Consider the following 25,228-nt stretch of genomic DNA (forward strand, 5'->3'; position numbering starts at 1 on the left):
ACGGCGCATCGGAGTCCATGTCCCTGTACGACCTGCGCTACACACATGCTGAATTGGCCCAAGCCGCCCGCGAAGGCCGTCGCCCTGCTCCAACGAAGACGCTGCGCCGGATCACCTCCTGGCAGTCGATGGTGCTCTACTGCAGAAAGGGCTCATTCTCCGCCGAGATCGCTACGGCTGAAGGTCGCGCCCGGCTCCAGGGTCGACTTGAAGCCCAGCGGATCCGCGGACTGCACCACGCCGGCCACGACCTTGACGACGTAGATATCCCTCCGGTCCGCCACCGTCACGGTGAGCTCTGGCATGCGTGGTAGACACGAAGCACCCAGGACTGACCGGCACGTGCGAGCGCAGGAGGTACCTACGGCGGGTCGAACAAAGGGCTTGCGCCTTCTTGTCCTCGTGCGTGATCGCGATCGCCACCAGGTCGCTCAAGTAACTGCGGTCAGAGTCAGATTCAAGTTCTGGCCGCATTCCGTGAAGCTCATGGTCGGGTGAGGATGCGGATCCGGAGGAGTCGGACCGGCGGTGACGGCGGCGAGGTCCTGGCGGAGGAAGCCGCCGAAGCCGCGAGCGCGTGCGGGAGCATCTTGTTCGGCCTGGCGGATCCAGTCCATCAGCAGGTGTCCGCGGCGGCATGTGACCAGGTCGTGGAAGGTGCGGGCGAGGTCGCAGGCGCGGGTGATGTCAGGGCAGGCGAGCCGGACTTGGAGGAGTCGTTCGTCGCCTTTCGTGCTGAGGTCTTCCCGGCGGCACGTGATCCACGAGGTGATCTTCCGGGACTGGGGATGTCGGCGCAGACGGGTTCGGCGGTGCCGTCGCGGAGGGCGGCGAAGTGTTTGCGGATGGCCTGGACGCTGCCGCGATAGCCCTGTGCGCGGATCTCGGCGAGGAGCTGGGTGCGGTGACGCTGCCGCCGGTGTCGGTGAAGCATGCGGTGGCGTATGCCTTGAAGGGGGTAAGAACGCCGGTGGGGCGGCGGTCTCGGGCAGAGGCCAGGAGGTTGTCGAGGTCGGTGTCCCGGAAGCGGCGCACGGTCTTGCGGTCCAGGTGGAGACGGCGAGCGATGGCACTGATGGTCCAACCGGCGTCCACGAGCCGGTGAATGTCGGTGTGACGGTGCCGGGTCCGCTCGATGATCTGGGTGCGGGGTGGCTCGACGGGCGGCAACTCGGTGATCGTGACGGCCGCCGCCAGGGGCACTGGGGTCTCCTCCGCAGCATGTTTCCGCAGACAGGAGCGGTGTTGATGGCAGGTCCTCTCCACGGCCGCGTCGAGGTTCTGCAGCAGGCGCCAGCGATCTGCGACCTCCAGGGCGTCCGGCGCGGCTTCTTTGATCGCTTTGCTGTAGGCGGTGGCACGGTCCCTACAAATGATCTCGGCGCCGGGATGCGCGGTGAGCCAGGCGGCGAAGGTGTCGGACTCACGGTCGGGCAGGACATCGACGACACGGCCGGATTCGACGTCGACCAGCAAGGTGTCGTACCGCTTCCCCCTGCGGAAGGCGAAATTGTCGACACCGAGCACGCGCGGCGCCTGCTCGGGCACGGCTGGCTCAGTGAGCAGGCCCAGCAGCCGCGTCCGGCCCGCCTTCAACAGCAGCCGCCGACACAGCCGTTGACCGGGACGACCACCCAGCTCTGCCGCAACCGCATGCTGCCACTGCTTCCGTCCGAGGCTGGAGCGGCGGTACCGCTCGCTGAGCTGGGCAACCTGCTCGACGAACGTCCGCCTCGGACACAGGCCGCGGTCGCAGAAGAACCGCCGGACCCGTAACCGCACGGTCAGGCTCCGCCCGTTCACCGGCAGCCCGGCCAGGCCGCGCCCGTACGACGAATGCACCCTCGTTGCCTGCGAGTTGTACCCCGTACAACGTGGTGGCGGCCCGCACGCGACCGCCTCGACGACCAGCCCCTCGGCGGCCTTGGTGACGCGCGTCAACCGCACATCGAACCCGACGAACAGAACATCAGCGAGCGATTCGACCCCCATGTGCAGGATGTCCCACAGGGGAACGTTCCTGCATGCCGCCTCTGTCCTGGGCTCTCACGGAACTGCGGCCAGAACCATGAAGGTGGCCGGTTCCTGACGTGAGTCCGGGAACCGGCCCTTCGACTGTGTCCTTCCGACCCATTGTGGTTGGCCCCGCGCCCCCTTACTGTTCGGGTTTGCCTGAGTCTGTTTGATGCTGTTCGCCCAGTCGGTCTGGAGGCCGCAGTGCGGGGTAGTCGGATCGGTTCAGAAGGTGCGAGACCCGGTCGCCGACGGTGGTGGAGGGCGGTCCTCGCGACGGCCGCGACCATCGCCCTGGCGGCGGGCACCATCGCCCCGGCCGCGGCGGCGCAGGACGTCGGCGAGCAGAAGCCGGCGGCTCCCGCCGCCCCTCCGCAGCCGCACACGGTGAGTCTCGACGGCTACTCGTTCCTCGTCGACGGCAAACGCACCTACCTGTGGTCCGGCGAGTTCCACTACTTCCGGCTCCCGAGCCAGGACCTGTGGCGTGACATCTTCCAGAAGATGAAGGCCGCCGGCTTCAACTCGACCTCCCTGTACTTCGATTGGGGCTACCACTCGCCCAAGCCGGGCGTCTACGACTTCACCGGGGTGCGGGACGTCGACAAGCTCCTCGACATGGCCCAGGAGGCCGGCCTCTACGTCATCGCCCGCCCGGCCCCGTACATCAACGCGGAGGTCGACAGCGGCGGCCTGCCGGGCTGGCTGACCACCAAGGCGGAGGACAACCGCAGCGACGACCCGCGGTTCCTCACGTACGCGGACGAGTGGCTGAGCCAGATCGACCGGATCATCGCCCGCCACCAACTGACCAACGGAACCGGGTCTGTCATCGCCTACCAGGTCGAGAACGAGTACTACGACGGCTCGGCCGCCGCCCGCTCCTACATGCAGCACCTTGAGGACAAGGCCCACGCCGACGGCATCACGGTCCCGCTGACCGGCAACAACAACGGCACCTTCAACTCCGGTACCGGCGCCCTGGACGTCGACGGCCCCGACTCCTACCCCCAGGGCTTCGACTGCTCCAACCCCTCGAAGTGGAACGGCGTCCCGGACATCAGCTACGACCACCCGGCCGGAAAACCGCTGTACTCACCGGAGTTCCAGGGCGGCGCCTTCGACCCCTGGGGCGGCCCGGGCTACGACAAGTGCGCCCAGCTCATCAACGACCGGTTCGCCAACGTCTTCTACAAGCAGAACATCGCCGTCGGCGCGACAGCCCAGAGCTTCTACATGACCTACGGCGGCACCAACTGGGGCTGGCTCGGCATGCCCGAGAACTACACGTCGTACGACTACGGGGCCGCCATCCGCGAGACCCGCCAGCTCGATCCGAAGTACGACGAGGACAAACTCATCGGCTACTTCACGCAGTCGGTCGCCCCGCTGACCAAGACCGAGGCGATCAGGGCCACCCCGCCGGACGACTCCGCGGTCGTCGACACCGCCCGGATGAACCCCGACACCAAGACCCAGTTCCACGTCATCCGGCACGGCAACTCCACGTCCACGGCCGTCGACAAGACGCACATCTCCCTGGACCTCAACGCCCAGCCGTCCGCCGACACCACCTACACCTGGGACGACCCCGACTCGGCGCTCCAGTACGCCGGTTCGTGGTCGCACGTGGCCGATACGAGCTACACCGGCGGCGACTACAAACACACCGAGTCGTTCTCGAACAAGGCCGGTGACTCGCTCACCGTCCCCTTCGACGGCACCGCGATCCGCTGGATCGGCTCGAAGACCGACAACCACGGCTACGCCGACGTCTATCTCGACGGCACCAAGACCGCCACGGTCGACGACTCCGGCGGCGAGAGCCAGGCGGTGCTCTTCCAGAAGACCGGCCTCGCACCCGGCGCGCACACGCTGAAGATCGTCGTCACCGGGAACCACAGTTCGGGATCCACGGACACCTATGTGGCCGTCGACGCCATCGACGTACCGACGGCCGCCACCGCCGAGCCGACCTACCCGGTCGTGCCGCAGCAGCCCGGCACCGCGATCACCCTCGACGGCCGCGACTCCCACGTGATCGTGGCCAACTACCGCCTCGGCGCAGCACAGTTGCAGTACTCGACCTCCGAGATCATGACCAGCGCGACCATCGGGAACCGGGACGTCGCCGTGCTCTACGGCGACCAGGGCAGCGACGGCGAGACCGTCCTGCGCTACGGCTCCAAGCCCACCGTGACCGCCAACGGCGGTACGGTCGGCACCAGTTGGGACCCGGCCACCGGAGACCTGCGGCTCAACTACACGCACCAGGGCCTGATCCGCGTCAGCATCAGCGGCGCCGGACAGCGGCCGCTCCTGCTGCTCCTCGGCGACAAGGCCACGGCGAAGACCTTCTGGCGTCAGGACACGGCGAGCGGCCCCGTGCTCGTGCGCGGCACCCACCTGCTGCGCACGGCGACCAGCCTGCGCGGCGGCAGCACCCTGGCGCTCAACGGCGACAACGCCGACGACAAGAACATCGAGGTGTTCACCTCCGCGACCCAAGTCACCTGGAACGGCCGGGCGTTGGACAGTCACGCCACCGGCACGGGGAGTCGTACCGGAAAGATCCCGGTGGCCGCCCCCGTCCACCTCCCGGCGCTCACCGACTGGAAGCACGAAGAGGAATCCCCCGAAGCAGCCCCGGGTTTCGACGACACGACCTGGCAGGTGGCCGACAAGGAGACCACCAACAGTGTCTCCGGCGTGAACTCGCTGCCGGTGCTCTACGCGGACGACTACGGCTTCCACACCGGCAACACGTGGTACCGAGGCCGCTTCCGCGCCACCGGCAAGGAGACCGGCATCCACCTGGTCTCCGACTCCGGCGGCGGCGCCCAGGCGTTCTCCGCCTGGCTGAACGGCACCTTCCTGGGCAGCTCCACCACGGGCAGCGGTGACTTCACCTTCCCGGCAGGTTCCGTGAAGTCCACCGGCGACAACGTCCTCTCCGTGCTCACCGTCAACATGGGGCACGAGGAGGACTACAACTCCTCCAACGGCAACAAGACCGCGCGCGGCCTGACCAGCGCCTCCCTCGTCGGCGCGCCGCTCACGTCCGTCACCTGGCGCCTCCAGGGCGTACGGGGCGGCGAGGACCTCCAGGACACAGTCCGCGGCCCGCTCTCGACGGGCGGCCTCTACGGCGAACGGGCCGGCTGGTCCCTGCCGGGCTACCCGGACGCCGACTGGAACCGCGTGACCCTCCCGACGACCGACACGACACCCGGCGTCTCCTGGTACCGCACCGACGCCAAACTCGACCTGCCGCACGGCCAGGACACCTCGCTCGGGCTGACGTTCACCGACGACCCGGCACGCAAGTACCGCGCCACGATCTTCGTGAACGGCTGGCAGGTCGGCAACTACGTCAACTACCTCGGCCCGCAGCACACGTTCCCGGTCCCCAACGGCATCCTGAACCCGAACGGCCACAACAGCATCGCCATCGCCGTCTGGAACCTCGACGGCAGCACCGGCGGCCTCGGCAAGGTCTCCCTGACCGACTACGGCAGTTACGCCTCCTCGCTGCGCGTCGCGCAGAACGACAGTCCCCGCTACGACGCCAGGACCTACGCGATGCCGAAGCGCCCAGGAGCGGAGGTCACCCTGGACGTGCCGGACACCGCCCAGCCGGGACAGGCCTTCACCGCGCGGGCGACGGTGCGGGTGCCGAAGGACCGGCCGTCCGCGTCGGACCTGACGGCGTCGCTCGCCGCCCCCGAGGGCTGGAGCGTGGGTTCCCCGAGCCCCGCGTCGGTCAAGCGCCTGCGACCCGGCGCATCGGCCACCTTCACCTGGACGGTCACGCCGCCGACCGAGACGCTGTCGTCCGCCTCCGCGCTCACCGCCACCGCGCGCTACCGGCAGAACGGACGGCAGGCCGTCGGCACCGACGAGCGCATCGTCGGCGGGATACCGCCCGCCCCGCCGGCCGGGAAGAGCGACGTGAGCGACTTGTCGTTCCTGTCGTCCACCAACGGGTGGGGCCCAGTGGAACGGGACACCAGCGTCGGTGAACAGGCGGCCGGTGACGGCCGTCCGATCACCATCGCGGGCGTCGGTCACGTTAAGGGCCTGGGCACCAACTCCGTCAGCGACGTCCAGCTCTACCTCGCCGGGCAGTGCTCGCGGTTGACGGCGGACGTCGGCGTCGACGACGAGACGAACGGGGCGGGCTCGGTGACGTTCTCCGTCATCGCCGACGGCAGGACCCTGGTCACCACGCCGACGATCCACGGCCGACAGGCGGCGGTGCCGATCGACGTCGACGTCAGCGGCGCCCAGGTGGTCGACCTCAGGGTCGGCGACGCGGGCGACGGCAACGGCAACGACCACGGCGACTGGGCGACACCGACGCTGACGTGCGGTTGACCGGGCGCAGGTCGGTCGTCCGAGGCGGCCTCATTCCCCGGCACCACCAAACCCGCCCTGGTGGTCGGGATGCCGCCGGCGTGGAACCTGGCTTCGACGGCGACTCAGGAGTCGGCACCGCAGCAGGTGTCGGCGGACGGCGTCGCCTCGGGCCGGGTCTCGACGGCCGGGGGCCTGGTGGCGTGCACGATCGCCGAGTGCATGCCGTCGGCGACCGGGTGGGTCGGGGTGATCTCGATGTCGGTGAACCCCGCGGCCTCCAGGCCGGTGCGGTACTCGGTGAAGGAGAGTGCGCCGGCGATGCAGCCGACGTAGTCACCGCGCTCGGCCCGCTGTCCGGGGGTGAGCGCGTCGTCGGCGACGACGTCGGACAGGCCGATGCGGCCGCCGGGCCTGAGGACGCGGAAGGTCTCGGCGAACACGGCGGGCTTGTCGGTCGAGAGGTTGATCACGCAGTTGGAGATCACGACGTCGATGGTGTTCGCGGGGAGCGGGATCGCCTCGATGGTGCCCTTGAGGAACTCGACGTTGGTGGCGCCCGCCTTCTCCGCGTTGGCCAGGGCCAGGGCGAGCATCTCCTCGGTCATGTCCAGCCCGTACGCCTTGCCCGTGGGTCCGACGCGTCGGGCGGACAGCAGGACGTCGATGCCACCGCCGGAGCCGAGGTCCAACACGCGCTCGCCCTCGCGCAGTTCGGCCACGGCGGTGGGGTTGCCGCAGCCGAGGGAGGCGGCGACGGCCTCGGTGGGCAGGGCGTCGCGCTCGTCGGCGGCGTAGAGGGCGGAGCCGAAGTTGTCGTCGACCTCGACCGGCTGGGGTCCGCAACAGGCGCTGCCGCCCTCGGTGACCTTCACGGCCGACGCCGCGTACCGCCGACGGACTGTCTCGCGCAGATCGGTGGACTGCTCGCTCATGATTCACTCCCCAGGTGACGGGCCACGGCAGGGGCCCGGAACGGCCTGTATAGATGTTTGTTGATGCAACCTTGCGCCTTGAATCGAAGAACGTCAACATAGAGGCATGTCGAAACAAGAGCTCGAGGTGCTCGGTCAGGACGCCACCTGCTGCCCGGGCCTGGCCGCCGCGCCGCTGGACGAGGACCGGGCGGCCGACCTGGCGAAGGTCTTCAAGGCCCTGGGCGACCCGGTGCGACTGCGCCTGATGTCGATGATCGCCTCGCGCGGGCAGAGCGGGGAGGTCTGCGTGTGCGAGCTGACCCCTGCCTTCGACCTGTCCCAGCCGACGATCTCCCACCACCTCAAACTCCTGCGGCAGGCCGGGCTCATCGACTGCGAGCGCCGCGGCACCTGGGTCTACTACTGGGCGCTGCCCGGCGTCCTGGAAAACCTCGCCGCGTTCCTGAGCGCTCCGCACCCCGCCGGAGTCACCGCGTGAACGCATCCCTCGGCCGCCGCGCCGCCGCCGAGGCGATCGGCACCGGACTGCTGGTGACCGTGGTGGTCGGCTCCGGCATCCAGGCCGCCGAGCTGTCGCCCGATGCCGGCGTTCAGCTCCTCGCCAACTCCCTCGCCACCGTCCTCGGCCTGGGCGTCCTCGTCCTGCTGCTCGGACCGGTCTCCGGCGCGCACCTCAACCCGGCCGTCACCCTGGCCGCCTGGTTCACCGGACGCCGGAGTCCGGACTGCTTCCCCCTGCGAGACGTCGCCGCGTACGTGCCCGCCCAGGTCGCGGGTGCGATCGGCGGGGCGGTCCTGGCCGACGCGATGTTCGCGCGACCGCTCGTGCACTTCTCCACCCACGACCGGTCCGCCGGTCACCTGTGGCTGGGCGAGGTCGTCGCCACGGCGGGACTGATCCTCCTGATCCTCGGCCTGGCGCGGGTCGGCCGCGCCGCGCTCGCTCCCGCCGCGGTGGCCGCCTATGTCGGGGCCGCCTACTGGTTCACCTCCTCCACGTCCTTCGCGAACCCCGCGGTGACGATCGGCCGGGCCTTCACCGACACCTTCGCCGGTATCGCGCCCGCCTCCGTCGCCCCGTTCATCGCCGCCCAGCTGCTCGGCACCGCGCTCGGGCTCGCGGTCGTGGCGGCGGTCTACGTCCCCGACGCGGCCCCAGCGCCACGTGCGCTCGGCCTCCCGAGCAGCGAGCCAGAGCCCGCTTCGTCCTGACTCCCGAAAGAGACACCCGCCATGAGCACCCCCGCCCCGCGTCCTTCGGTCCTGTTCGTCTGCGTCCACAACGCCGGCCGCTCCCAGATGGGCGCCGCCTACCTCACCCACCTCGCCGGCGATCGCGTCGAGGTCCGCTCGGCCGGCTCCGCGCCCGCCGACGCCGTCAACCCGGCGGTCGTAGAGGCGATGAAGGAGGTCGGTATCGACATCTCCGCCGAGACGCCGAAAGTCCTCTCCGTGGAGGCCGTGCGGTCCTCGGACGTGGTGATCACCATGGGGTGCGGCGACGCCTGCCCCGTCTTCCCCGGCAAGCGCTACCTCGACTGGCAGCTGGGCGATCCGGCCGGTCGGGGCGTAGAGGCCGTCCGGCCGGTCCGAGACGCCGTCGAACAGAGGGTGCGCGGCCTGCTCGACGAACTGGGCATTCCCGTCTCGGCGTGATCATGGCGCGGGGCGCGGAGATCAGCCCACCTTTCGCTGTACGTACGGCGTGAGCTGGACCGGTCCGACCAGGCCGTAGGACTGTCTCGCCGATGTGCCGAACACCGTCGGGTTGCTGATCCGGAGCCGGTTGAACAACGGTGTGGCGACCTCGACCTCGATGGTGTTGGTGCCGTGGCGGAGATGGCCGCCGAGGTCCACCACCGGGTTGATCCTGTCGACGGGGGTGAGGTGAGTTCCGTTGACGGTGACCCGGCACGTGTCGCCGACGCTGCCCAGGCGGAGCAGGGCCCCCGTGTCCGAGGTCCAGGTCTTCGGCAGGGTGACCGTCGTTCGGTAGCGGCCGATGCCGCCCACGTCGGCCAGTTCGGGGATCTGCGACCAGGGGAGCAGGGCGTCGAGGACGAGGCTGTGCTTGACGATCGTGGTGGTGGTCGCGGTGCCGCCGGGCTGCCAGTCGTCGACCGTGAGCGTCCACCGGTCGAGGGGGACGGCTGCCGGCACTTCGGGGATCGCCGTGGTGACCTTGCGGCCCGTCGACAGGGTGGTGGTGCGGACACCGGACGTGAAGGCGCGTACGGCCAGTGATCCGTCCGCGAAGAGCGCGCTGTCCGCGTCGGTCGCGACCGCGTGCGGACGGTTCCCGGAGCGGTCCCCGAACAATCCCGGGGCACCCAGCGCGACGACAAGGGTCTCGCCCGGCTGGAGCGTCACCCGGAAGGTGAACGCGTCGCCGTCCTGCGTGTACTGGGCGAGCCGGGTGACCTGCCCGCTCCAGGGATCCAGCAGATACGGGACCGCGCCGGACCCCTTCCGGCGGGTCGCGCGCAGCGTGACGTCGTGGTCGATGAGGGCCACGGCGGGCTTGACCGTCTCGGCGTGCTTGCCGTTGCACAGGTAGTAGAAGTCGGCGTCGTCGGTGACCCGGTGGGCGTTCAGCAGGGTCGACGACACGGAGTAGACGGCGTCGGAGGTCACGCCGAGTTCCGCGAACGCCGCGCCGACCAGGGTCTTGTCGGTGATCTGACGCACGTTCGACAGAGCGAGCAACTGGGCGGTCAGAGAACGCAGTTCGGCCTGCTCCCCGGTGTCGGGGAGGCCTGGGGTGAGGGCCTGGTCGAAGGCGCCGAGGAGCACGGTGGGCAGGCCCGCACGCGCGAACTTCAGGAGTCTGCGGGCGTCCGCGACGGCGAGCGTGGGGGTGGAGCCGTAGAAGAAGTCGCCTTCGAGGAACAGGGCCTTGTAGGCGGGCCCGTCGGGTGCGAGGCGTCTGCCGGAGACCTTGGCGGTGGGCAGGTCGAGCAGGGGACCGCTCAGGAACTGGTGGGTCCAGCCGAGCGGGACGCCCGTCGAGGTCAGCCAGGACGCGCCGATGCCGGTGGCCGTGTAGCCGGTCTGCCGGAAGACGGCGATGTCCGCGCGGGCGGTGCCCGACTGGAGTACCTCGTGGACGCGGCCGAGGTAGGCGGCGATGTCGGGCACATGGCGCCAGGTCGGCTGCCGGGGCCCCCACGACTCGCCGTATCCCGGGGCCCCGCTGTACGGGCTGAACGCGGCGAAGCCGGGCCAGCTGACGCCTGGTGCGGTGGCGTAGGAGAAGCCGTGGATCACGGTCTGGTTGACGCCCGCCGCGTACGCGCCGCCCATGGTGCGCAGGAACTTGTCCCAGGTGGTGTTGTAGGCGCCGCCCGCGTACGCGCCCGCCTCGCAGGACAGGATGCGGTGACCGGCCATGTCCCGTCCGCCGGCCAGGCAGCGGTAGTCGTCGAGGTTCTTGAAGCCGAGCGATTCGCCCTCGGGGATGTCGAGCACGGCCGCCGAGGCGATCGCGTCGGTCTGGAGGCCGTACGGCTGGGAACGCATCTGCATGCCGTGTCCGTGCGCCCAGGACGTGAGCGCGCCGAGGTGGTGCTTGTTGAAGAGTCCGGAGACGGTCTCCCAGAAGTCGTGCCGGATCTCCTGGGTGAGCCGCGCCTCGAAGGCGAAGATCTGGTTGCCGTTGTCGAGGACCACGGCTGGCAGATACGGCAGCAGGTCCCGTCCCGTGTGCTCGCGGAAGGCCGCGGGCAGGCCGGGCGTCCACTGCAGCCCCTTGGTCTCCAGCTCGACGGAGTCCTCGAAGAAGGTGCCGCCCGCCGATCTCAGGAGTTGACGGAGCGTGGAGTCCAGGATCGTGGAGTCCCAGTAGCGGGTGACGGCCGCGGTCCCCGCCACGCTGAAGTGGTCGACGACGTACGCGGCGGGGGAGGAGTGCGGCCCTGCCTCGGGCTGCTGGCCCGAACCCCGTTGCCAGTACGACAGGATCACCCAGGTCGCCGAGTCGGGCGGCGTCCAGCTCAGACGGCCGTCCGACACCTGGCCGGTGAGGTCGGTGACGCTCTCGGCGTCCAGTCCGGTCGCCTTGCCGCTGGAGTAGGCGGTGTTGACGCGGGCGGCCTGCACGGCGACGAGCTTCTGCTGTGTGACACCCGAGGCTGCCGCGTAGACGGAGGCCGGCACCGGGCCGTCGTAGGCCGCACCGGCGGTCAACGTGGCCTTGCCGTAAGCGAGTTCCTTCACCGCGGCGTCGTCGTCCGGGGTCACTCCGGGCACGGCGACGGGCCAACTCGGGCCCAGGGTGAGGTCGATGGTCAGTCCGCGTCGGGCGGCCTGGCGCAATGCGGCCGTCACACCGGCGCGCCAGGCCGGGCTGCCCCATCCGTGGCGGGCGGTGTCCAGTACGGAGGTGTCGGTGATGCTGTGGTGCACTGCCGCGATCTCGGCGCCGCCGAAACCCGCGTCGGCCATCTGGTCGACCTCTCGCGCGATCTCCACCGGGTCCACCAGCCCGTCCGGCCACCACCAACGGAACCTGGGCCGGACCGACGTGGCCGGTCGGGCGAACCAACTCGCCGTGGGCGCGGCCGTGTTGGGGCGAGTGGCCCCGGAGGATGTGGCGGCGCTCGCCGTCGGACCGAGTGTCGCGAGGACGCCCGTCGTCAGGGCGGCGGCCATGACGGACCGGCGGGTCGCACCGGCACGCTGCGGGTGGGTTTCGTGCATGGTTCAGCCCCAACTTGTCACGGGTGAGCGGGTGTTGAATCGTTTCATTTACTGCGAATGCGGGAACCGTAATTCGCTCTCTGAAGTGAGGTCAAGAGGGATGACAACGATTCAGGGAAGTGAGAAGTGGGGTGTGTCGGTGAAGCGGTGTGCCTCGGGGCGGGGTGCTGGCCCGGACCCGGGTCGGCCTGGAGGGGCGTGCGTCGGGCCGGGGTCTGTTGAATCGGGCGGGGGGAGTGGTGTCGGCGACCTCGGTGATGGACGTGTGATCGCCGGGGGCCCGTGATGTTCCGCCGGCTCCAAAAGCCGTTGACGTACGGGGACTTGACCTCGGGGCTCGGTCGGCGCGCCGCGGTGCCCGCGACGCTGTCGCCCCCTGAACCGGACGAGAAGGCGCGGCTGGTTCACTCCCTGCACAGTGAGCTGCGCGGCGACGACGGACACGTCACGGCGACAGCGGTACGCGTTGCCAGGACCGCCGACCATCTTGCCGTGGCCCGGCCGCCCGTAGAACGGGCGGTCCGGCACTCTCGATCACTGCTCCGACCTTTGCTCACCTGCCGCCGGTGCTTCCCCGTCCCTCACGGACGCACGCGGATGATCGTCTTTCCCTTGCGTCGCTCGGTCGGATTGAGTGCGGCGACGGCGTCGTCGAGGGACGAGATGTCGTCGATGTTCGTCCGCAGTCGTCCGTCCCGGACCCGCCGCACGATCTCGCCCAGTTCGGCACGGTCGACCTCGACGACGAAGTCCACCGTCAGGCCGTCGGCAGGCCGCGCCTCGACTGGGCCGACGACGGACACCAGGGTTCCTCCAGCCTTGATCAGGGCGGCGGACCGCTTCTGAATGTCGCCACCGATGACATCGAAGACCAGATCGACGCTGCCGACGTCTTCCAGCGCGTCGTTCTCGAGGTCGATGAACTCGTGCGCGCCGAAGTCGAGTGCCTTCTGACGGTCGGCGGCACGCCCGGTGCCGATGACATAGGCGCCGGCCTCGCGTGCGAGCTGGGTCACCATCGTCCCGACGGCCCCGGCCGCGCCATGGGCGAGGACGGTCTGGCCGGCCTGAAGGCGGCCGTGCTGGAACAGCCCCTGCCACGCGGTCAGACCTGAGATGGGCAGGGACGCGCCTGCCGTGAAGTCGACGTCCCCGGGGAGCGGTGCGAGGTTGCGTGCCTCGATCGCCACGTACTCCGCCAGGGTGCCGTCACGATGCCAGTCGGCGAGGCCGAACACCCGCTGCCCGACCGACAGCCCCGTCGTGCCGTAGCCGAGCGCGCTGACCACTCCGGCCAGCTCGTGGCCGGGGATCGACGGGGTCCTGTCACGGCCGGCGCGGTCGGTCCAGGTCGAGGGCCACTCCAACTCGGTCGGGACGAATCCCGACGCGTGAATCCGAACGACGACGTCGTTGATGGCCGGCTGCGGCTCGGGCCGCTCGGCCAGCGTCATCCCGGCTGTTCCCGCAGCCTGGTCTGTCACCACGATCGCTTTCATGGGACTCGTTTCCTCGGTTCTTTGACTCTGTGGATTTTGGTGGGAATTCCGCAGGGGGCGGAAAGTCGGCTTGGCTGTCCGCCCGTCCTCATGTCTCCGACTTTAGGCGCGGAGTAGCCCAGGGGTGTGGTCCATTTCCAGGGCAAATCCTTGGGCCACTCCGGTATTCGCCCTGCGTGTCGATCCGGCTACGTGCGCCGATGCCACCCGTGGCGAACAGCAGGGCGCCCGTGGCGGAGAGCGTCTGTGGTGGGTGGGCGAGTGAACCTCGTCGGCCGTTCCGGGGCTTTGGAAGAGCGCGGCGATGCCGGGTCGACAGGTGGGGTACCTACTCCCTGTTCGAGGCGACGACGAGATTGCGGTGATAGCGCATGAGGACCTGGTTGCCCTTGGCCGCCGTGCCACGTCTTGCCTGCGCGTTGGTCCTCGGGGCCGCGGTCGGCGTGGCCGTCGGACCGGCGACCGACGCGGCGCTGGGTGTGCTGGCCGGAATCGCCGCGATGGAACTGTTCTTCGTGGTGTCGGGCTGGGCGGTGCTGTGGCCGATGGATGCCGACGCCACTCACCGCAACGCGCGACGCGAGGACTTCCGGCCCGTCACCGAGGAACTCGTGGTGGTCCTGGTGGCGCTGTGCGGACTGGTCGCGATCGTGCTGCTCCTCCTGCACGGCGGCGAGTCCGACACCGGCCACGCCGCGACCGCCCTGTGCGGGGTCTTCACGGCCTGGGCCGCCCTGCACCTGATGTACGCCACCCGATATGCCTACGTGTACTACGAGTCCGGGAACGGCATCGACTTCAATTCGGACGATCCGCCGGCGTACCGGGATTTCTTCTACTTCAGCTACAACCTCGGAATGACCTATCAGGTGTCCGACACGGATGTCTCGAGTTCCACGATCCGGTCGATCGTGCTGCGGCACTCGCTGATGTCCTACCTCTTCGGCACGAGCATTCTCGCCACGGCCATCAACCTCGTGGTGGGCATCGTGAGTGGTTGACGGTACCGAGCACCGGATGCCTGGTGGCCTGTAGTCCGCCGCCGCGACGCGATTCGCCGTCGCAAAAGTGCTGATACGGTATGAAAAGTTTGTTTTCTGCCTCCGCCTTCCTGCGTCTCCGAGGAGCAGGCATGCCAAGCGAACCAGCACCGATCAGCGATGCCGCCCGTCACGCCCTTCAGCAAGAGCTAGCCGACCTCCACACCGAACGCGGGACGGTCGCGGCGACACTGCGGGACTCCGACTCGGTGGTCGGCGACAGAGCCGACGAAGCCGATGAGCTGCAACGTGCGGACGAGGTCAGGCGCCTCGACGACCGCATCTCCGAGGTCACCACACGGCTGAGCGAGGCGGACGTGGCAGGCCCGCCTTCCACGACCATGGTCGGGGTGGGCAGTACCGTCACCGTGCGGTTCTCCGATGGCTCGGTGGAGACCGTCCACATCGGTGAGACGGCCGCAGCGAGCGACCAGATGCTGGTCACGGCCGACAGCCCCCTTGGACGCGCCCTCCTCGGCCGCGGTGCCGGGGACACGGTCAGCTACGACGCCCCCGAGGGGCAGGCCGCAGCGGTGGTGGTGTCCGTGGGGGAGTCGCCCGACCGCAGCGGCTGAGGGTGCGTTCCTCGCCGCCGCGGCCAGCGGTAATGCTCAGGGGCGCCGTCGGGTCTCAGACGCGCCAGTGCACCTTGAACACCCACGCATGCTGCCCCGCCTTGCGTGCCGCTTCGGGGACGTCGATCACCAGCGCCCCGTTGCTGAGGGTCCAGGTCAGGGGGCGGCCGTGGCCGAGCATCGTCACCTTGTCGCCGCTGCGGATGGGGATCGGCGCTTCGACGGTGAGTTTGGCGCTCGGCCTGGTCAGGGAGTGGATGTAGAAGGCCTCGTCCGGGCGGACGGTGAAGCGCAGGTCCTCGCCCAGTTCGGCCATCCGGGACCAGTACGTGGTGTCGTAGATCGCCTCTCCGTTGGTGCGCAGCCAGTGGCCCGTCTCGCGGAGTCGGGTCTGCATGATCTCGGGGATCGTGCCGTCGGCCCGCGGGCCGATGTCGAGAAGGAAGTTGCCGTTCTTCGACACGATGTCGACGAGGTTGTGCACGACTTCCTCGGCCGTCATGTAACCGTCGTCCGGGGTCGCCTGGTTGTAGCCGTAACTGAACGGGTCGAGGCCGCGGCTGGACTCCCACTTGGCGACGACGGTGTTGTCGTACGTCGTGTACTCGGGCGTGGTGAAGTCGTGGAAGGCGATCCCTGAACGGTCGTTGACGGTCACGTCGATCGGGCGGCGACGGTTCTTGGCATGGTTGAAGTACTCCGCCAGCACATGGAGGCTGTCGTTGGCGCCGCCGATGTCGCACCAGATGAGCTCGGGGTCGTAGCCGTGGATCAGTTCCAGCATCTGCGCGGCCTGATACTCCGTCACATAGTCCTTGCCCGCGGTGTATCCGGTGTACGGCACCGGCTGGAGGGTGTACGGATTGCGCGGGGCGTGGCCCATCCACGGGCTGTCCGGGTTGAACCACTCCGGCATCGAGAAGTAGAGCCCGCGGTGGAGTTCGGGCGTGTGGCGGCGTGACGCCTCGAAGAGTTCCTTGACCAGGTCCCTCCTGGGGCCCATCTTCACGGCGTTGCGGTCGGAGACCTTGGTGTCCCACAGCGCGAAGCCCTCGTGGTGCTTCGAGGTGAGCACGTGGTATTGGGCGCCCGCGTCCCGGAACAGTTCCACCCAGGCCCGTGGATCGAACTTCTCTGCGGTGAACCGCGGAATGAAGTCGTCGTACGCGAAGTCCTCGCCGTAGGTGTCCCGGTGGTGGGCGTACGTCGGGTTGTTCGGGTCCTGCATCTGATCCCAGTACCACTCGGCGTACTGCTTGCCGACCGGCGCCCAGGCGGGCACCGAGTAGACGCCCCAGTGGATGAAGATCCCGAACTTGGCCTCCTGGAACCAGTACGGAGCCTGATGGCCCGTCAAGGAGGTTTCGGTGGGCTGGTAGTTCGCGACGCCGAGGGTCAACCGGCTTGTCCGCGAGGTGACTTGGGTGCCGCGGCCGGTGACGGTCACCGAGCCGTCCTGGGGCGTGCCCGGCGCGGTGCCCGCACGGTTGCGGATGCCCATCCGGACCCGGGCCTGTTCGCCGGGGTCCAGTCGGCGGACCCGGGCGGCCTCGACGGTGCGTGCCCCCGGAACCTCGACGTGTACCGTCACGCCGTCCGCCGCCAGGACGGCGACCGTGCCCGCGTTGACGACGGTGGCTTCGATGCTCTGGGCGCCGGACGCTTCCAGAAGCGAGTTCGTCGACCGCGCCTCGCGCAGGGCCAACGCGCGTCCCTGGGCGGCGGGTTGCAGGGACAGCGCGAACACATGCAGCGACGCCTTATTGGCCTGGGCCGGGCTGGTCACCGGCAGGGTGATCGCCACGGCGTCGCGCTGCGGGTCGAGCCACAGCTCGGATGTGCCGATCCCTACCCGGTGTTCGTCCTTGGAGCCGTCCGGGGCGTAGCGGTAGGGCGCCGACAGGGATCCGCCCGTGGCGTACCAGTCGGCTCCGCCGAGGGTGGCGGTCGTGGTCGAGCCGTCCGCGTAATGGACCGTGGCTTGGCCTGTGGCGTTGCCGTAGCTGCCCGCGGTGAGGAAGAGGGCCGAGAAGTAGCGGCCTGTGGGCAGTTCGACGCGTTGTCCGAGTGCGACGACGTTGTTCTTCGCGCCGGTGCCCGAGGCCGGGAAGACGAAGGGTGTGCCGTCGACTTCGACCCGGCCGGCGGGGAGTTCCTCGCCCGGGAAGGTGTAACCCGAGCCGTCGAAGTCACCGCCGCGTGCGGAGGTGGTGTCGATGCCGTCGTTGTCGTAGAGGGAGTCGAGGGGGACAGGGACGGGGTCGGGGACGGGAGCCCACGGCCCGGTGTGTTCGGTGAGGGGTTCGGCGTGCGCGGCGGTGGCCGAGGGGAGGGGAAGGGCTGCTGCTACGGCGACTCCGGCCGCGGTGCCCAGGACTTGACGTCTCGGATACGTACCCATGAGCGGCTCCCATTCATCGGATGTCTGATGATTGAGGGGAGGTGCAACCGCTGTCAATGGTGCGATCGGAGAAGGGAGTTGGGAAATACATGGGATGTCAGGGTAGGCGGCTCGGCAGGGGCGTCCGGCTCGTGGTGGAGGCGTTCGGCTGGTGACGCGGAGGATGACCGTTGCCAGGCCGCGCGGAGGGTCAGGCCGCTGGTGCGAAGGCCGTGATGGCGTCGGCGAGGTCCTCCGGCGCCTCCAGCGGGATCAGGTGACCGGTGGACGGGATCACCGTGAACTCCGCCTGGGACAGGTAGGGCAGAAGGTCGGCGCGGAGCACGTCGGCCGGCTCGACCTGGTCGTTCTCCCCGGCGATGACGAGGGCGGGGACGTTGATCATGCTGGTGTGCTTGGTGATGTCCTCCGCGATGCCGTGCAGCGGCCACTCGGTGCGGCCGGCGTCGGCCCCGGCTCGCGAGTCGACGGCGACCCGTGCCTTGAGCGACGCGGGCAGTCGGGTCGCGGTGAGGATGTGGTCGCGTGCCCCGGCCACGGACTCGTCGGAGTCGTAGGCGTGGGACAGGGCTTCCTGGTACTCGGGTGTGATCTGAGCGGAGGGCTTCGCCGGCCCGGAGCCGACGAGGACGATGCCGCGCAGGCCGGCGGGCCGGGTCGCCGCGACCAGTTGTGCGACCTTGCCCCCCATCGAGTGCCCGACGAGGACGTGGTCGGTGACGCCCGCGTCGGCGATCACGGCGAGCGTGTCGTCGGCGAGCTGGCCCAGCGTGCAGGGGCCGGGCAGACCGTTGGAGCGGCTCCATCCGCGGAAGTCGACGGTGAGCACGGCACGGCCCGGGAGGCGGTCGACGACGAGGTCCCAGGTGCGGGCCGAACCACCCCAGTAGTGCAGGAACACCAGGGTCGGTTCGGTCCCCGGCCGATGGTCGTAAACGGGCAGCGGCATCGGCTGTGTCGTGTTCATCGTGGTTCTCCCGGTGACTGTCCAGGGCGATTTCCCTGTGCAGTCATTGAAGCCCGCTCGCCCAGGCAGGACATCGGCGTGACTGGTCGGCCGATGGTGGAAAATGGACACGTGACCGTGATCCGGCAGATGAGCTACCAGCCCGCGGAGCGCCGCGCGGCCACGGTCGAGACGATGACGTTCGACCGCCTCCGTGAGTTGAACGACGGCGGTACGCAGCGTGCCGACTTCCATGTCCTCGCCGTCGTCGACGCCGGGCACGGCTCCCTCACGGTGGACTTCCTCCGGCACCCGCTCAAGGAGCGCTCCGCGGTGTGGATCCCTCCCGGCGCGGTCCACCAGTGGGACGACATCACCGGCGTCGCGGGACACCTCGTGCTGTTCGTGCCGACCGCGCCGGTCACCCACGCCACCCGGGACCTCGTGGCGTCCCCGGACCTGGCCGCGCACTGGAGCATTCCCGACGCCGACTGGCCGTACGTCGACGCCGCACGCAACCATCTCTTCCTCGAGGCGTCGGCCCCAACCGGGGACCTCTCGACGGAGCTGCCGGACATCCTGTTGTCGGCACTCGTCGCCCGGCTTCGGCCGCCGCACGCCGAAGCACGGTTCTCACATCCCGTGTTCCGGGTGTTCCGGACCAGCGTCGAAGCGCACTTCCGGGAACATCACGACGTCGGCTACTACGCCCGCGCTCTGGGATACGCGCCCCGCACCCTCTCGCGAGCCGTGCAGCAGGTCAGCGGCCGTACGGCGAAGGGATACATCGTCGACCGGATCGTCCTGGAAGCCGAACGGCTCCTCGCCCACGACCGCCTCACCGCGGCCCGCTGCGCCAACGTGCTGGGGTTCCCCGACGCGTCCAACTTCTCGGTGTTCTTCCGCAAGGCGACAGGGATGCCGCCGGGCGCGTGGCAGGCGGCGCCGGCCGTCACGCGTGGGCAGGCGCACCCGTGAAGGGCACACGGAGGCAGTGCTCAAGTCCCTTGGGTGGGGCTGGGGTTGGGAATGGCGTGGTGCGCCGCGGCCGCGCTGAAGGGAGCGTCGTCACTCCGCTCACCGTGACCGCCTCAGGAGAAGTCCGCTGCGGTGATGCTGTCGGAATGTCCGGACGGCCACTCCACCAGCTCGATCCGGTAGCCGTCCGGGTCCGTGAGCCACGACGTCTTCGGACCGTCCGGGCCGCCCGGGAACTGGAGGGGCCCCGGCTCCAGGCCGGCTTCGGTCAGTGACTTGAGGGTGTCGGTGAGCGTGTCCACCTGGATCGCGAGGTGGTCGAAACCGGTGCCCACGTCGACGCGCCCGTCGGCGGGACAGTGGACCAGTTCGAGCGAGGCCGCCGGCTCGCCGGGGAAGGCGAGGATCACAAGACGAGCCCCGTCGCCGATCTCGACTCTCCCCAGTTCGCCGTAGCCCAGGGCGGTGTAGAAGCCGAGCGAGCGGTCCAGGTCGGTGACGCGGTAGGAGACGAAGAGCGTCTTCACGCGGCCTCCCCGGGTCGGCGCACCTGGTAGCGGAGGTGGGTGACGTCCCGGTCGTCGAGCCGTCGGACGAGGTCGAGTTCGATGTGATCACCACCGAGATGGTCGAACAGCCGTCGCCCCTCCCCGAGGAGGACCTGCACCAGGTGGATCTCCATCTCGTCCAACTGCCCGGCCCGGAGCAGCGCTTGGGCCGCCCCCGCCCCATGGACCATGACCGGCCGGTCCCCGGCGGCGGCGCGAGCCTGACGGGCGCACTCCTCGACGTCGGTGACGAAGCGCGCGTGGCCGGGGGGTACGTCCCCGTCATCCACGTGGTGGGTGAGGACGAGTACCGGCACGCCGTCGTGATGGTCGCCCTGCCAGCGATCGGCGAGTTCGAAGGTCCGCCTGCCCGAGATCACCGCGCCGGTCGCCAGCGCTTCGCGGTAGACCTGTCCGCTCGGACCGTCGGACTTCCGGTCGTCCAGCCAGTTGAAGAGCCGTCCACCGTCGCGTCCGAGCTCCTGACCTGGCCGATCGTCCGGCCCGGCGATAAAGCCGTCGAGCGACATCGACATGTAGAGCCGAATCGGACTGTTCATCCTGGCCTCACTCTCTCCTCCATGACAACGGGATCCGGCGTCTCCCGGGCCGCCGACGGGGCGGCCTTGTCATAGGGAGGACTTCAGGCAACCTGCAAACTCATCGGCGCGCCAGGCAGACGCCCTCGCCACCCGGCCCGTTGGTGAGGTCAGGATCGGCCTCCCCTTGGAGCCTTCGGACACGCCCGTACAGCCGAACCGGGCGGACACTGGTCCTCAGCACTCCTCAAGGCCTTCCGGCCGTGGAGGAACAGGCCAACAGGAGGCGGGCAGATGGCCGTGACGGATCGACCGGCGAAGTTCGCGATCGTGGGCACCGGCTGGAGATCGGAGTTCTTCCTGCGGGTTGCCGCCGAGCTGCCCGGGCGGTTCGCCGTCACCGGGGTCCATTCGCGGTCGGCCGCGAGACGCGAGGAGCTGGCGCACCGGTTCGGAACTCTCGCGGTGGACTCCGTGGAAGAGGCGGCCAAGCAGGGCGAGCCCGACTTCGTGATCGTCGCGGTGCCCTGGCCGGCCGCGCCGGAGATCACGCAGCAGATCGTCGAACTCGGTGTCGCCGTCCTTGAGGAGACCCCACCCGCTCCGGACCTCCCCATGATGCGAGCGCTGTGGTCCCGGGTGGGTGCACGGGACCTGGTGCAGGTGGCGGAACACAACATGTTCATGCCCGCGCACCGAGCTCGGCTGCGGATGGTCAAGGAAGGACTGGTCGGCGAGCCCACCGGCGTGCAGGTGACCTCGAACCACCTGTACCACGCGGTGTCGATCATGCGCGGACTGCTCGACGTGGGACGTGGGCCCACGACGGTGATCGCCAACTCCGTCAGCACGTCCCTGGTCGAACCCATCGCCTTCGGGGGCGCCTTCTCGGACAACCCTGATCCCGTCCCGCGTACGGCGACACTCGCGATCCTCGACTTCGGAGGCGGCCGCACGGGCCTGTACGACTTCACCGAGAACCAGTGGTGGAACCCCCTGCGGCACAGGAGGCTCACCGTGCGGGGAACGGGCGGCGAGATCGTCGACGATCGCGTGGTCTTCCTCGAGGACCCGCGCACCGTCGTGGAGTCCGTCGTGACGCGCCGTCAGACCGGTCTCGACATGAACCTGGAGGGATTCTTCCTGGACAGCATCGCGGTGAACGGCCGTGCCATGTACCGCAATCCCTACCGCCCCGCTCGTCTGTCCGACGAGGACATCGCCGCCGCGACCATCGTCGAGCGGATGTCCATGTGGGTTCGTGGCGAGGGTCCGCCTCCGTACCCGTTGGCGGACGGGCTCCAGGACCATCTGCTGGGCCTGGCGATCGAGGAGTCGGCCCGGCTCGGTCGACCCGTCGTCACCGAAACGGAGCCCTGGGCCGACGCCATCGGCCCTGACTTCGAGGCGGGAGTACCGGGAGAATCCTGAAGCCGTGCGACCGGGTGGGCGCATGACGGTCGATCAGCCCGACCTCACGCCTGGGAAGCCTTGCCGGACCGGGGGCTACGCGGCCCTTGCGGGCAGGCAGCCCCGCAGGCGAACACTTCGACGTCGAGGACGTGCACCCCGGAGTTGCCTCGTGCGATCCCCGCGGACACCGCCCCGGAGTCGTGCAGCAGACTCTTGCCGCACCAACAGCACGCCCACCCGTCGTACTGCGCCTTGCTCAACCGTTCGACCGGGGGCGGCTCGGGGGCTTGTGTCATGGCCGGTCCGCGACGGGGACCAGGTGGTACGCCTCACGGCAGGAGTTGCAGGCGAAGTGCGCCGCACCTTCCGCGTCCTGCACGAGTCGGGCCGTAGCGCTGTACGCCTGGTGCCAGGCGCACCAGGGGATGCCAATGACCGGCGGGACGGTCGGCTGTCTGCCTGGTCCCGTGGGGTGCTGCATGTGGATGGCTCCTCCGTCGCGCGTTCTGTCCGAACTTCGCGCGGAAGGCCTCTCACGGATGCAGCCGGGCACCAGAGTTTTACCGGGCCGCCCTTCCACGTCCGCAGGGCGCCGGTATGCCGACATACGGCAGGGTCAAACGGGCGTGACCGACGTCCCGCCCCAGTCCTCCGGGGCAACATCCGCGAGCGTCTCCGAGAACGTCCATCGGTGGCCCGCGAGGTCGTCGGCGGTGTACTGCCGTTCGCCGTACTCGAAATCGGTCGGTTCCATGACGATACGGGCGCCGTGCCTACGGGCCTGGTCGCAATGTGCGCGGACGTTCTCCACGCGCACCATCACCGAGTGGGTGACCTCGCCGGGGCGCGGCGGGCGGCGATCATTTCCCGTATCCCCGACGATGACGGCACCGTCGCCGAACCCGAGCTGCGCGCGGTGGTCCTCGCCGATCCGTACCCGCTCGGCGAACCCGAAGGCCGCGCCCAGCCAGGCAACCGCCGCCCGTACATCGGGATAGATCAGAACGGGGATCACCGTCGATGCGGGGATGGAGCGATTCGGCTTCATGTCCGACTCCAGACCTGTGGATCGTGTCGCGGTGTGCGCCACTGAAGCACAGGGTTCCCGATCCCGCCGGCGTCGCTCGGTCGGGGTGCGGGTCGAGCAGGCCAGTAATGACGGCAGCCTGCTCGACCTCTCCGGCACCGACCGGTTCAGGCCGCACGGGAAGCGCTGCGCCGAGCCGTTCGAGGTGGGCGGGACGCAGAGCGGTGGGTCAGCCGGGCCAGGTACCGGTCAGACGGCGGGTGGCCACCGCGCCGCCTCGGTCGACGGCCGCCTTGACTCCCGCGAAGATCGCGCCCTGCAGGACGGCGGCCGTCAGCACCTCGCTCCAACCGCGGTCCTCGTCGGTGGCGTCGGGCGCGTCCTGGTCGTTACCGACCGTCTTCCAGACCTGTCGGAACAACGCGCTGGCCGCCAGGCCGCTGAGCGCTCCGAGCACCAGGCCGACGGGTTTGTAGGCCACCTTGGAGGATTTCATCCTGAGCCCTCCTACCTCTTCTTGCGGCGGAGCAGCACGTAGACGGCCACCAGGGCCGCGCTCGCGGCTATCAGGACGGTGCGGTTGTTCCGTACGGGCTCAGGAGCGTTGTCCTGCCACACCTGCTCGGCCTGCGACGCCTTGGTCTTCAGCTGGTCCACGGCTACGGCTGTCTTGTCCTTGACCGCGTCGGGCACCTTGTCCTGAAGCACCTCCGACGCTTCGGAGACCTTCGCCTTGGCCTGACCCGTCAGTTCCGCGGTCTTCGCCGTTGTCTGTTCCTTGAGCGCGGCGGCCTTCTCCTGCGCGCGAGCCTTGACGTCCGCCTTGTCGGCCAAGGCCTGAACGGTCTCGCCCAGCTCGTGCCGGGTCTGCTCGACCTGCTCGCGCAGGTCGTCCGTGTCGGCTGCGATGGGTTCGTCGTGGGGCGGTTGCGTCATCGTTTGACACTCTCCTTGATCTCGGCCAGATCGGCCTTCACGCTGTCGATGGTCTGCTCAGGGGCTGGCGGAGCCGCTTGGGCGACTTCCTTCTTCCCGGTAAGGGCCAGCACGGCGGCGGCCGCTCCGAGAAGGGCGGCCACGATCAGGGCGGCGGCCCACACCGGCAACGGCACGGCCAGAGCGGCGATCCCGGCGGCGACCAGCGCCTGCAGGGCGAGGAAGCCGACCAGGCCCGCCCCGCCGAACAGGCCGCCGCCCTTGCCGTAGCGCTTGCCCTTCTCCGTCATCTCCGCCTGCGCCAGCCGCATTTCGCCGCGTATCAGGTCCGTCAGCTGCTGAGAGGCACGCTGCACCAGCTCGCCGACCGGCTCTTCGGGGCTGCCGCCGCGCCCATGGGTACTGCCGGGCGTATGCCGGCTTGCCTGGTCCATGATTCGCCTTTCTTCGCGGTGGGAACCGAGTACCCCCGAATCGGCGAAAGTGACGTCGTGGGGCAGGGTCCGGCTGCACGTGTTCGTGCGGCGGCGCTTGAATGCCGTCGACCGGGGTCGAGGGGCTGTGCTCCGCGGGCCCACGGAGTCATGTCGGACGCGCGCCGGCCGCTCTTCGCCGAAGCCCCGGACATGCTGACGGCTCCCGTCCTGTGAACCAGGGGGAGCCGTCCAGGTGGTGCGGGTGTGTACCGACGATCGGTCAGGCGTGACGGTGCGAGCGTCGGTTGCCGGTGACCAAGCGGTAGAGGATGAGCAGGATCAGGGATCCGACGATCGCGGCGATCCAGGTGGAGAGGTCGAAGAACCCGTCGATGGAGTCGACGCCGAAGATCACCTTGCCCAGCCAGCCGCCGAGCAGACCGCCGACGATGCCGATGAGCATGGTGACGATGATGCCGCCCGGGTCCTTGCCCGGCATCAGCAGCTTGGCGATGGCTCCGGCGAGCAGGCCGATGATGATCCACGCGATGATTCCCATGGTGCGTCTCCGCTTCCGCTTCTTCGAACAAAAGGCTGTGTCAGCTCTTCGTGTGCGCCGAACGAGCTCGAACAAACGTGTTCCGTCAGGATTAGGTGTCGCCGTGCCGCCGCGCCCCGAACTTGCTGCCGCCCCGCAGCCGTGATCGCGCCTGCGCCGCGGGCCGACACCGGGCAGGCCACCGGACCGTAACGCCTGTCTCTCCCGCTTGACCTGAGTAGACCTGTCTGTCTAGTCTGTATCGCGATTAGACAGACAGGTCTACTCATACATGGGACGGGAATGGTCATGACGAAACTCTCGGTCGTCCAGGCGTCCATACCGGCGCGCGCGTCGGATGCCGCGA

Annotated in this window: 23 protein-coding genes; 8 read left to right on the forward strand and 15 right to left on the reverse strand. The window is 69.3% G+C overall.

Going from position 1 to position 25,228, the window contains the following annotated elements; translation table 11 throughout:
• Positions 1 to 152: 152 nt before the first annotated feature.
• Together OHT77_RS43435 and OHT77_RS43440 are read right to left on the reverse strand one after the other, a co-directional pair.
• Positions 153 to 305: a hypothetical protein gene (locus OHT77_RS43435; RefSeq protein ID WP_328833885.1), complete on the reverse strand. Its 153-nt coding sequence runs from the start codon at positions 303 to 305 to the stop codon at positions 153 to 155.
• A 382-nt stretch (positions 306 to 687) separates the two neighbouring features.
• Entirely contained in the window at positions 688 to 1,992 is a 1,305-nt protein-coding gene (locus tag OHT77_RS43440; protein ID WP_328833886.1) for a transposase, read from the reverse strand.
• Positions 1,993 to 2,217: 225 nt separating this feature from the next.
• On the opposite strand from OHT77_RS43440, the gene OHT77_RS43445 reads away from it, so the two are divergent.
• On the forward strand, positions 2,218 to 6,390 hold the full coding sequence (locus OHT77_RS43445) for a beta-galactosidase (protein WP_328833887.1): 4,173 nt from the start codon (positions 2,218 to 2,220) through the stop codon (positions 6,388 to 6,390).
• A gap of 104 nt (positions 6,391 to 6,494) precedes the next feature.
• Here OHT77_RS43445 and arsM read toward each other — a convergent pair whose 3' ends face one another.
• Positions 6,495 to 7,304, reverse strand: coding sequence for an arsenite methyltransferase (gene arsM, locus OHT77_RS43450; RefSeq protein ID WP_328833888.1), 810 nt, complete (start codon positions 7,302 to 7,304; stop codon positions 6,495 to 6,497).
• 106 nt (positions 7,305 to 7,410) lie between these two features.
• Between arsM and OHT77_RS43455 the strand changes: the two genes are divergently transcribed.
• Genes OHT77_RS43455 through OHT77_RS43465 form a run of 3 tightly spaced genes read left to right on the forward strand, consistent with a single transcriptional unit; the run spans position 7,411 to position 8,963 of the window.
• Positions 7,411 to 7,785 carry an ArsR/SmtB family transcription factor gene (locus OHT77_RS43455; protein WP_328833889.1) on the forward strand — a complete coding sequence of 125 codons (375 nt, stop codon included), beginning with the start codon at positions 7,411 to 7,413 and terminating at the stop codon, positions 7,783 to 7,785.
• Positions 7,782 to 8,519 (forward strand): aquaporin, encoded by a 738-nt coding sequence (locus OHT77_RS43460; protein ID WP_328833890.1) that lies wholly within the window; start codon positions 7,782 to 7,784, stop codon positions 8,517 to 8,519. The genes OHT77_RS43455 and OHT77_RS43460 overlap by 4 nt, the downstream gene beginning before the upstream one ends.
• A gap of 21 nt (positions 8,520 to 8,540) precedes the next feature.
• Positions 8,541 to 8,963, forward strand: a complete 423-nt coding sequence (locus tag OHT77_RS43465) for an arsenate reductase ArsC (RefSeq protein ID WP_328833891.1) — start codon at positions 8,541 to 8,543, stop codon at positions 8,961 to 8,963.
• Between the two features lie 21 nt (positions 8,964 to 8,984).
• Here the strand turns inward: OHT77_RS43465 and OHT77_RS43470 are convergent, their stop codons facing one another.
• Positions 8,985 to 12,005 carry a glycosyl hydrolase gene (locus tag OHT77_RS43470; RefSeq protein WP_328833892.1) on the reverse strand — a complete coding sequence of 1,007 codons (3,021 nt, stop codon included), beginning with the start codon at positions 12,003 to 12,005 and terminating at the stop codon, positions 8,985 to 8,987.
• Positions 12,006 to 12,586: 581 nt separating this feature from the next.
• A complete protein-coding gene (locus OHT77_RS43475) occupies positions 12,587 to 13,504 on the reverse strand; it encodes an NADP-dependent oxidoreductase (protein WP_328833893.1) in 918 nt (305 codons plus the stop codon).
• A gap of 371 nt (positions 13,505 to 13,875) precedes the next feature.
• Between OHT77_RS43475 and OHT77_RS43480 the strand changes: the two genes are divergently transcribed.
• Positions 13,876 to 14,505, forward strand: a complete 630-nt coding sequence (locus tag OHT77_RS43480) for a DUF1345 domain-containing protein (RefSeq protein WP_328833894.1) — start codon at positions 13,876 to 13,878, stop codon at positions 14,503 to 14,505.
• Positions 14,506 to 14,636: 131 nt separating this feature from the next.
• The gene (locus tag OHT77_RS43485; RefSeq protein ID WP_328833895.1) at positions 14,637 to 15,119 is read left to right on the forward strand and encodes a GreA/GreB family elongation factor; all 483 of its coding nucleotides are present in this window, start codon (positions 14,637 to 14,639) and stop codon (positions 15,117 to 15,119) included.
• 55 nt (positions 15,120 to 15,174) lie between these two features.
• Here the strand turns inward: OHT77_RS43485 and OHT77_RS43490 are convergent, their stop codons facing one another.
• Entirely contained in the window at positions 15,175 to 17,520 is a 2,346-nt protein-coding gene (locus tag OHT77_RS43490; protein ID WP_328833896.1) for an alpha-L-fucosidase, read from the reverse strand.
• A 190-nt stretch (positions 17,521 to 17,710) separates the two neighbouring features.
• Entirely contained in the window at positions 17,711 to 18,487 is a 777-nt protein-coding gene (locus tag OHT77_RS43495; protein ID WP_328833897.1) for an alpha/beta fold hydrolase, read from the reverse strand.
• Between the two features lie 111 nt (positions 18,488 to 18,598).
• Here OHT77_RS43495 and OHT77_RS43500 point away from each other — a divergent pair, with 111 nt between their 5' ends.
• Positions 18,599 to 19,444, forward strand: coding sequence for a helix-turn-helix domain-containing protein (locus OHT77_RS43500; protein WP_405878860.1), 846 nt, complete (start codon positions 18,599 to 18,601; stop codon positions 19,442 to 19,444).
• Positions 19,445 to 19,557: 113 nt separating this feature from the next.
• On the opposite strand, the gene OHT77_RS43505 is transcribed toward OHT77_RS43500, so the two are convergent.
• Positions 19,558 to 19,971, reverse strand: a complete 414-nt coding sequence (locus OHT77_RS43505) for a VOC family protein (RefSeq protein ID WP_328833898.1) — start codon at positions 19,969 to 19,971, stop codon at positions 19,558 to 19,560.
• Positions 19,968 to 20,552: a dihydrofolate reductase family protein gene (locus tag OHT77_RS43510; RefSeq protein ID WP_328833900.1), complete on the reverse strand. Its 585-nt coding sequence runs from the start codon at positions 20,550 to 20,552 to the stop codon at positions 19,968 to 19,970. Before OHT77_RS43510 ends, OHT77_RS43505 begins: the two co-directional genes overlap by 4 nt.
• A 273-nt stretch (positions 20,553 to 20,825) precedes the next feature.
• Here OHT77_RS43510 and OHT77_RS43515 point away from each other — a divergent pair, with 273 nt between their 5' ends.
• Entirely contained in the window at positions 20,826 to 21,962 is a 1,137-nt protein-coding gene (locus tag OHT77_RS43515) for a Gfo/Idh/MocA family protein (RefSeq protein ID WP_328833901.1), read from the forward strand.
• A gap of 274 nt (positions 21,963 to 22,236) precedes the next feature.
• Here OHT77_RS43515 and OHT77_RS43520 read toward each other — a convergent pair whose 3' ends face one another.
• The 6 genes from OHT77_RS43520 to OHT77_RS43545 form a co-directional block, all read right to left on the reverse strand.
• Entirely contained in the window at positions 22,237 to 22,425 is a 189-nt protein-coding gene (locus OHT77_RS43520) for a hypothetical protein (RefSeq protein ID WP_328833902.1), read from the reverse strand.
• 135 nt (positions 22,426 to 22,560) lie between these two features.
• On the reverse strand, positions 22,561 to 22,992 hold the full coding sequence (locus OHT77_RS43525; protein WP_328833903.1) for a VOC family protein: 432 nt from the start codon (positions 22,990 to 22,992) through the stop codon (positions 22,561 to 22,563).
• A gap of 208 nt (positions 22,993 to 23,200) precedes the next feature.
• Positions 23,201 to 23,467, reverse strand: coding sequence for a DUF4235 domain-containing protein (locus OHT77_RS43530; RefSeq protein ID WP_328833904.1), 267 nt, complete (start codon positions 23,465 to 23,467; stop codon positions 23,201 to 23,203).
• A gap of 11 nt (positions 23,468 to 23,478) precedes the next feature.
• Positions 23,479 to 23,907: a DUF3618 domain-containing protein gene (locus OHT77_RS43535; protein ID WP_328833905.1), complete on the reverse strand. Its 429-nt coding sequence runs from the start codon at positions 23,905 to 23,907 to the stop codon at positions 23,479 to 23,481.
• Positions 23,904 to 24,341 (reverse strand): phage holin family protein, encoded by a 438-nt coding sequence (locus OHT77_RS43540; protein ID WP_328833906.1) that lies wholly within the window; start codon positions 24,339 to 24,341, stop codon positions 23,904 to 23,906. Before OHT77_RS43540 ends, OHT77_RS43535 begins: the two co-directional genes overlap by 4 nt.
• Positions 24,342 to 24,603: 262 nt before the next feature.
• Positions 24,604 to 24,882 carry a GlsB/YeaQ/YmgE family stress response membrane protein gene (locus tag OHT77_RS43545; protein WP_266775388.1) on the reverse strand — a complete coding sequence of 93 codons (279 nt, stop codon included), beginning with the start codon at positions 24,880 to 24,882 and terminating at the stop codon, positions 24,604 to 24,606.
• Between the last annotated feature and the right edge of the window lie 346 nt (positions 24,883 to 25,228).

Origin of the sequence: Streptomyces sp. NBC_00252 (assembly GCF_036187565.1) — a bacterium.
Lineage (GTDB): Bacteria > Actinomycetota > Actinomycetes > Streptomycetales > Streptomycetaceae > Streptomyces.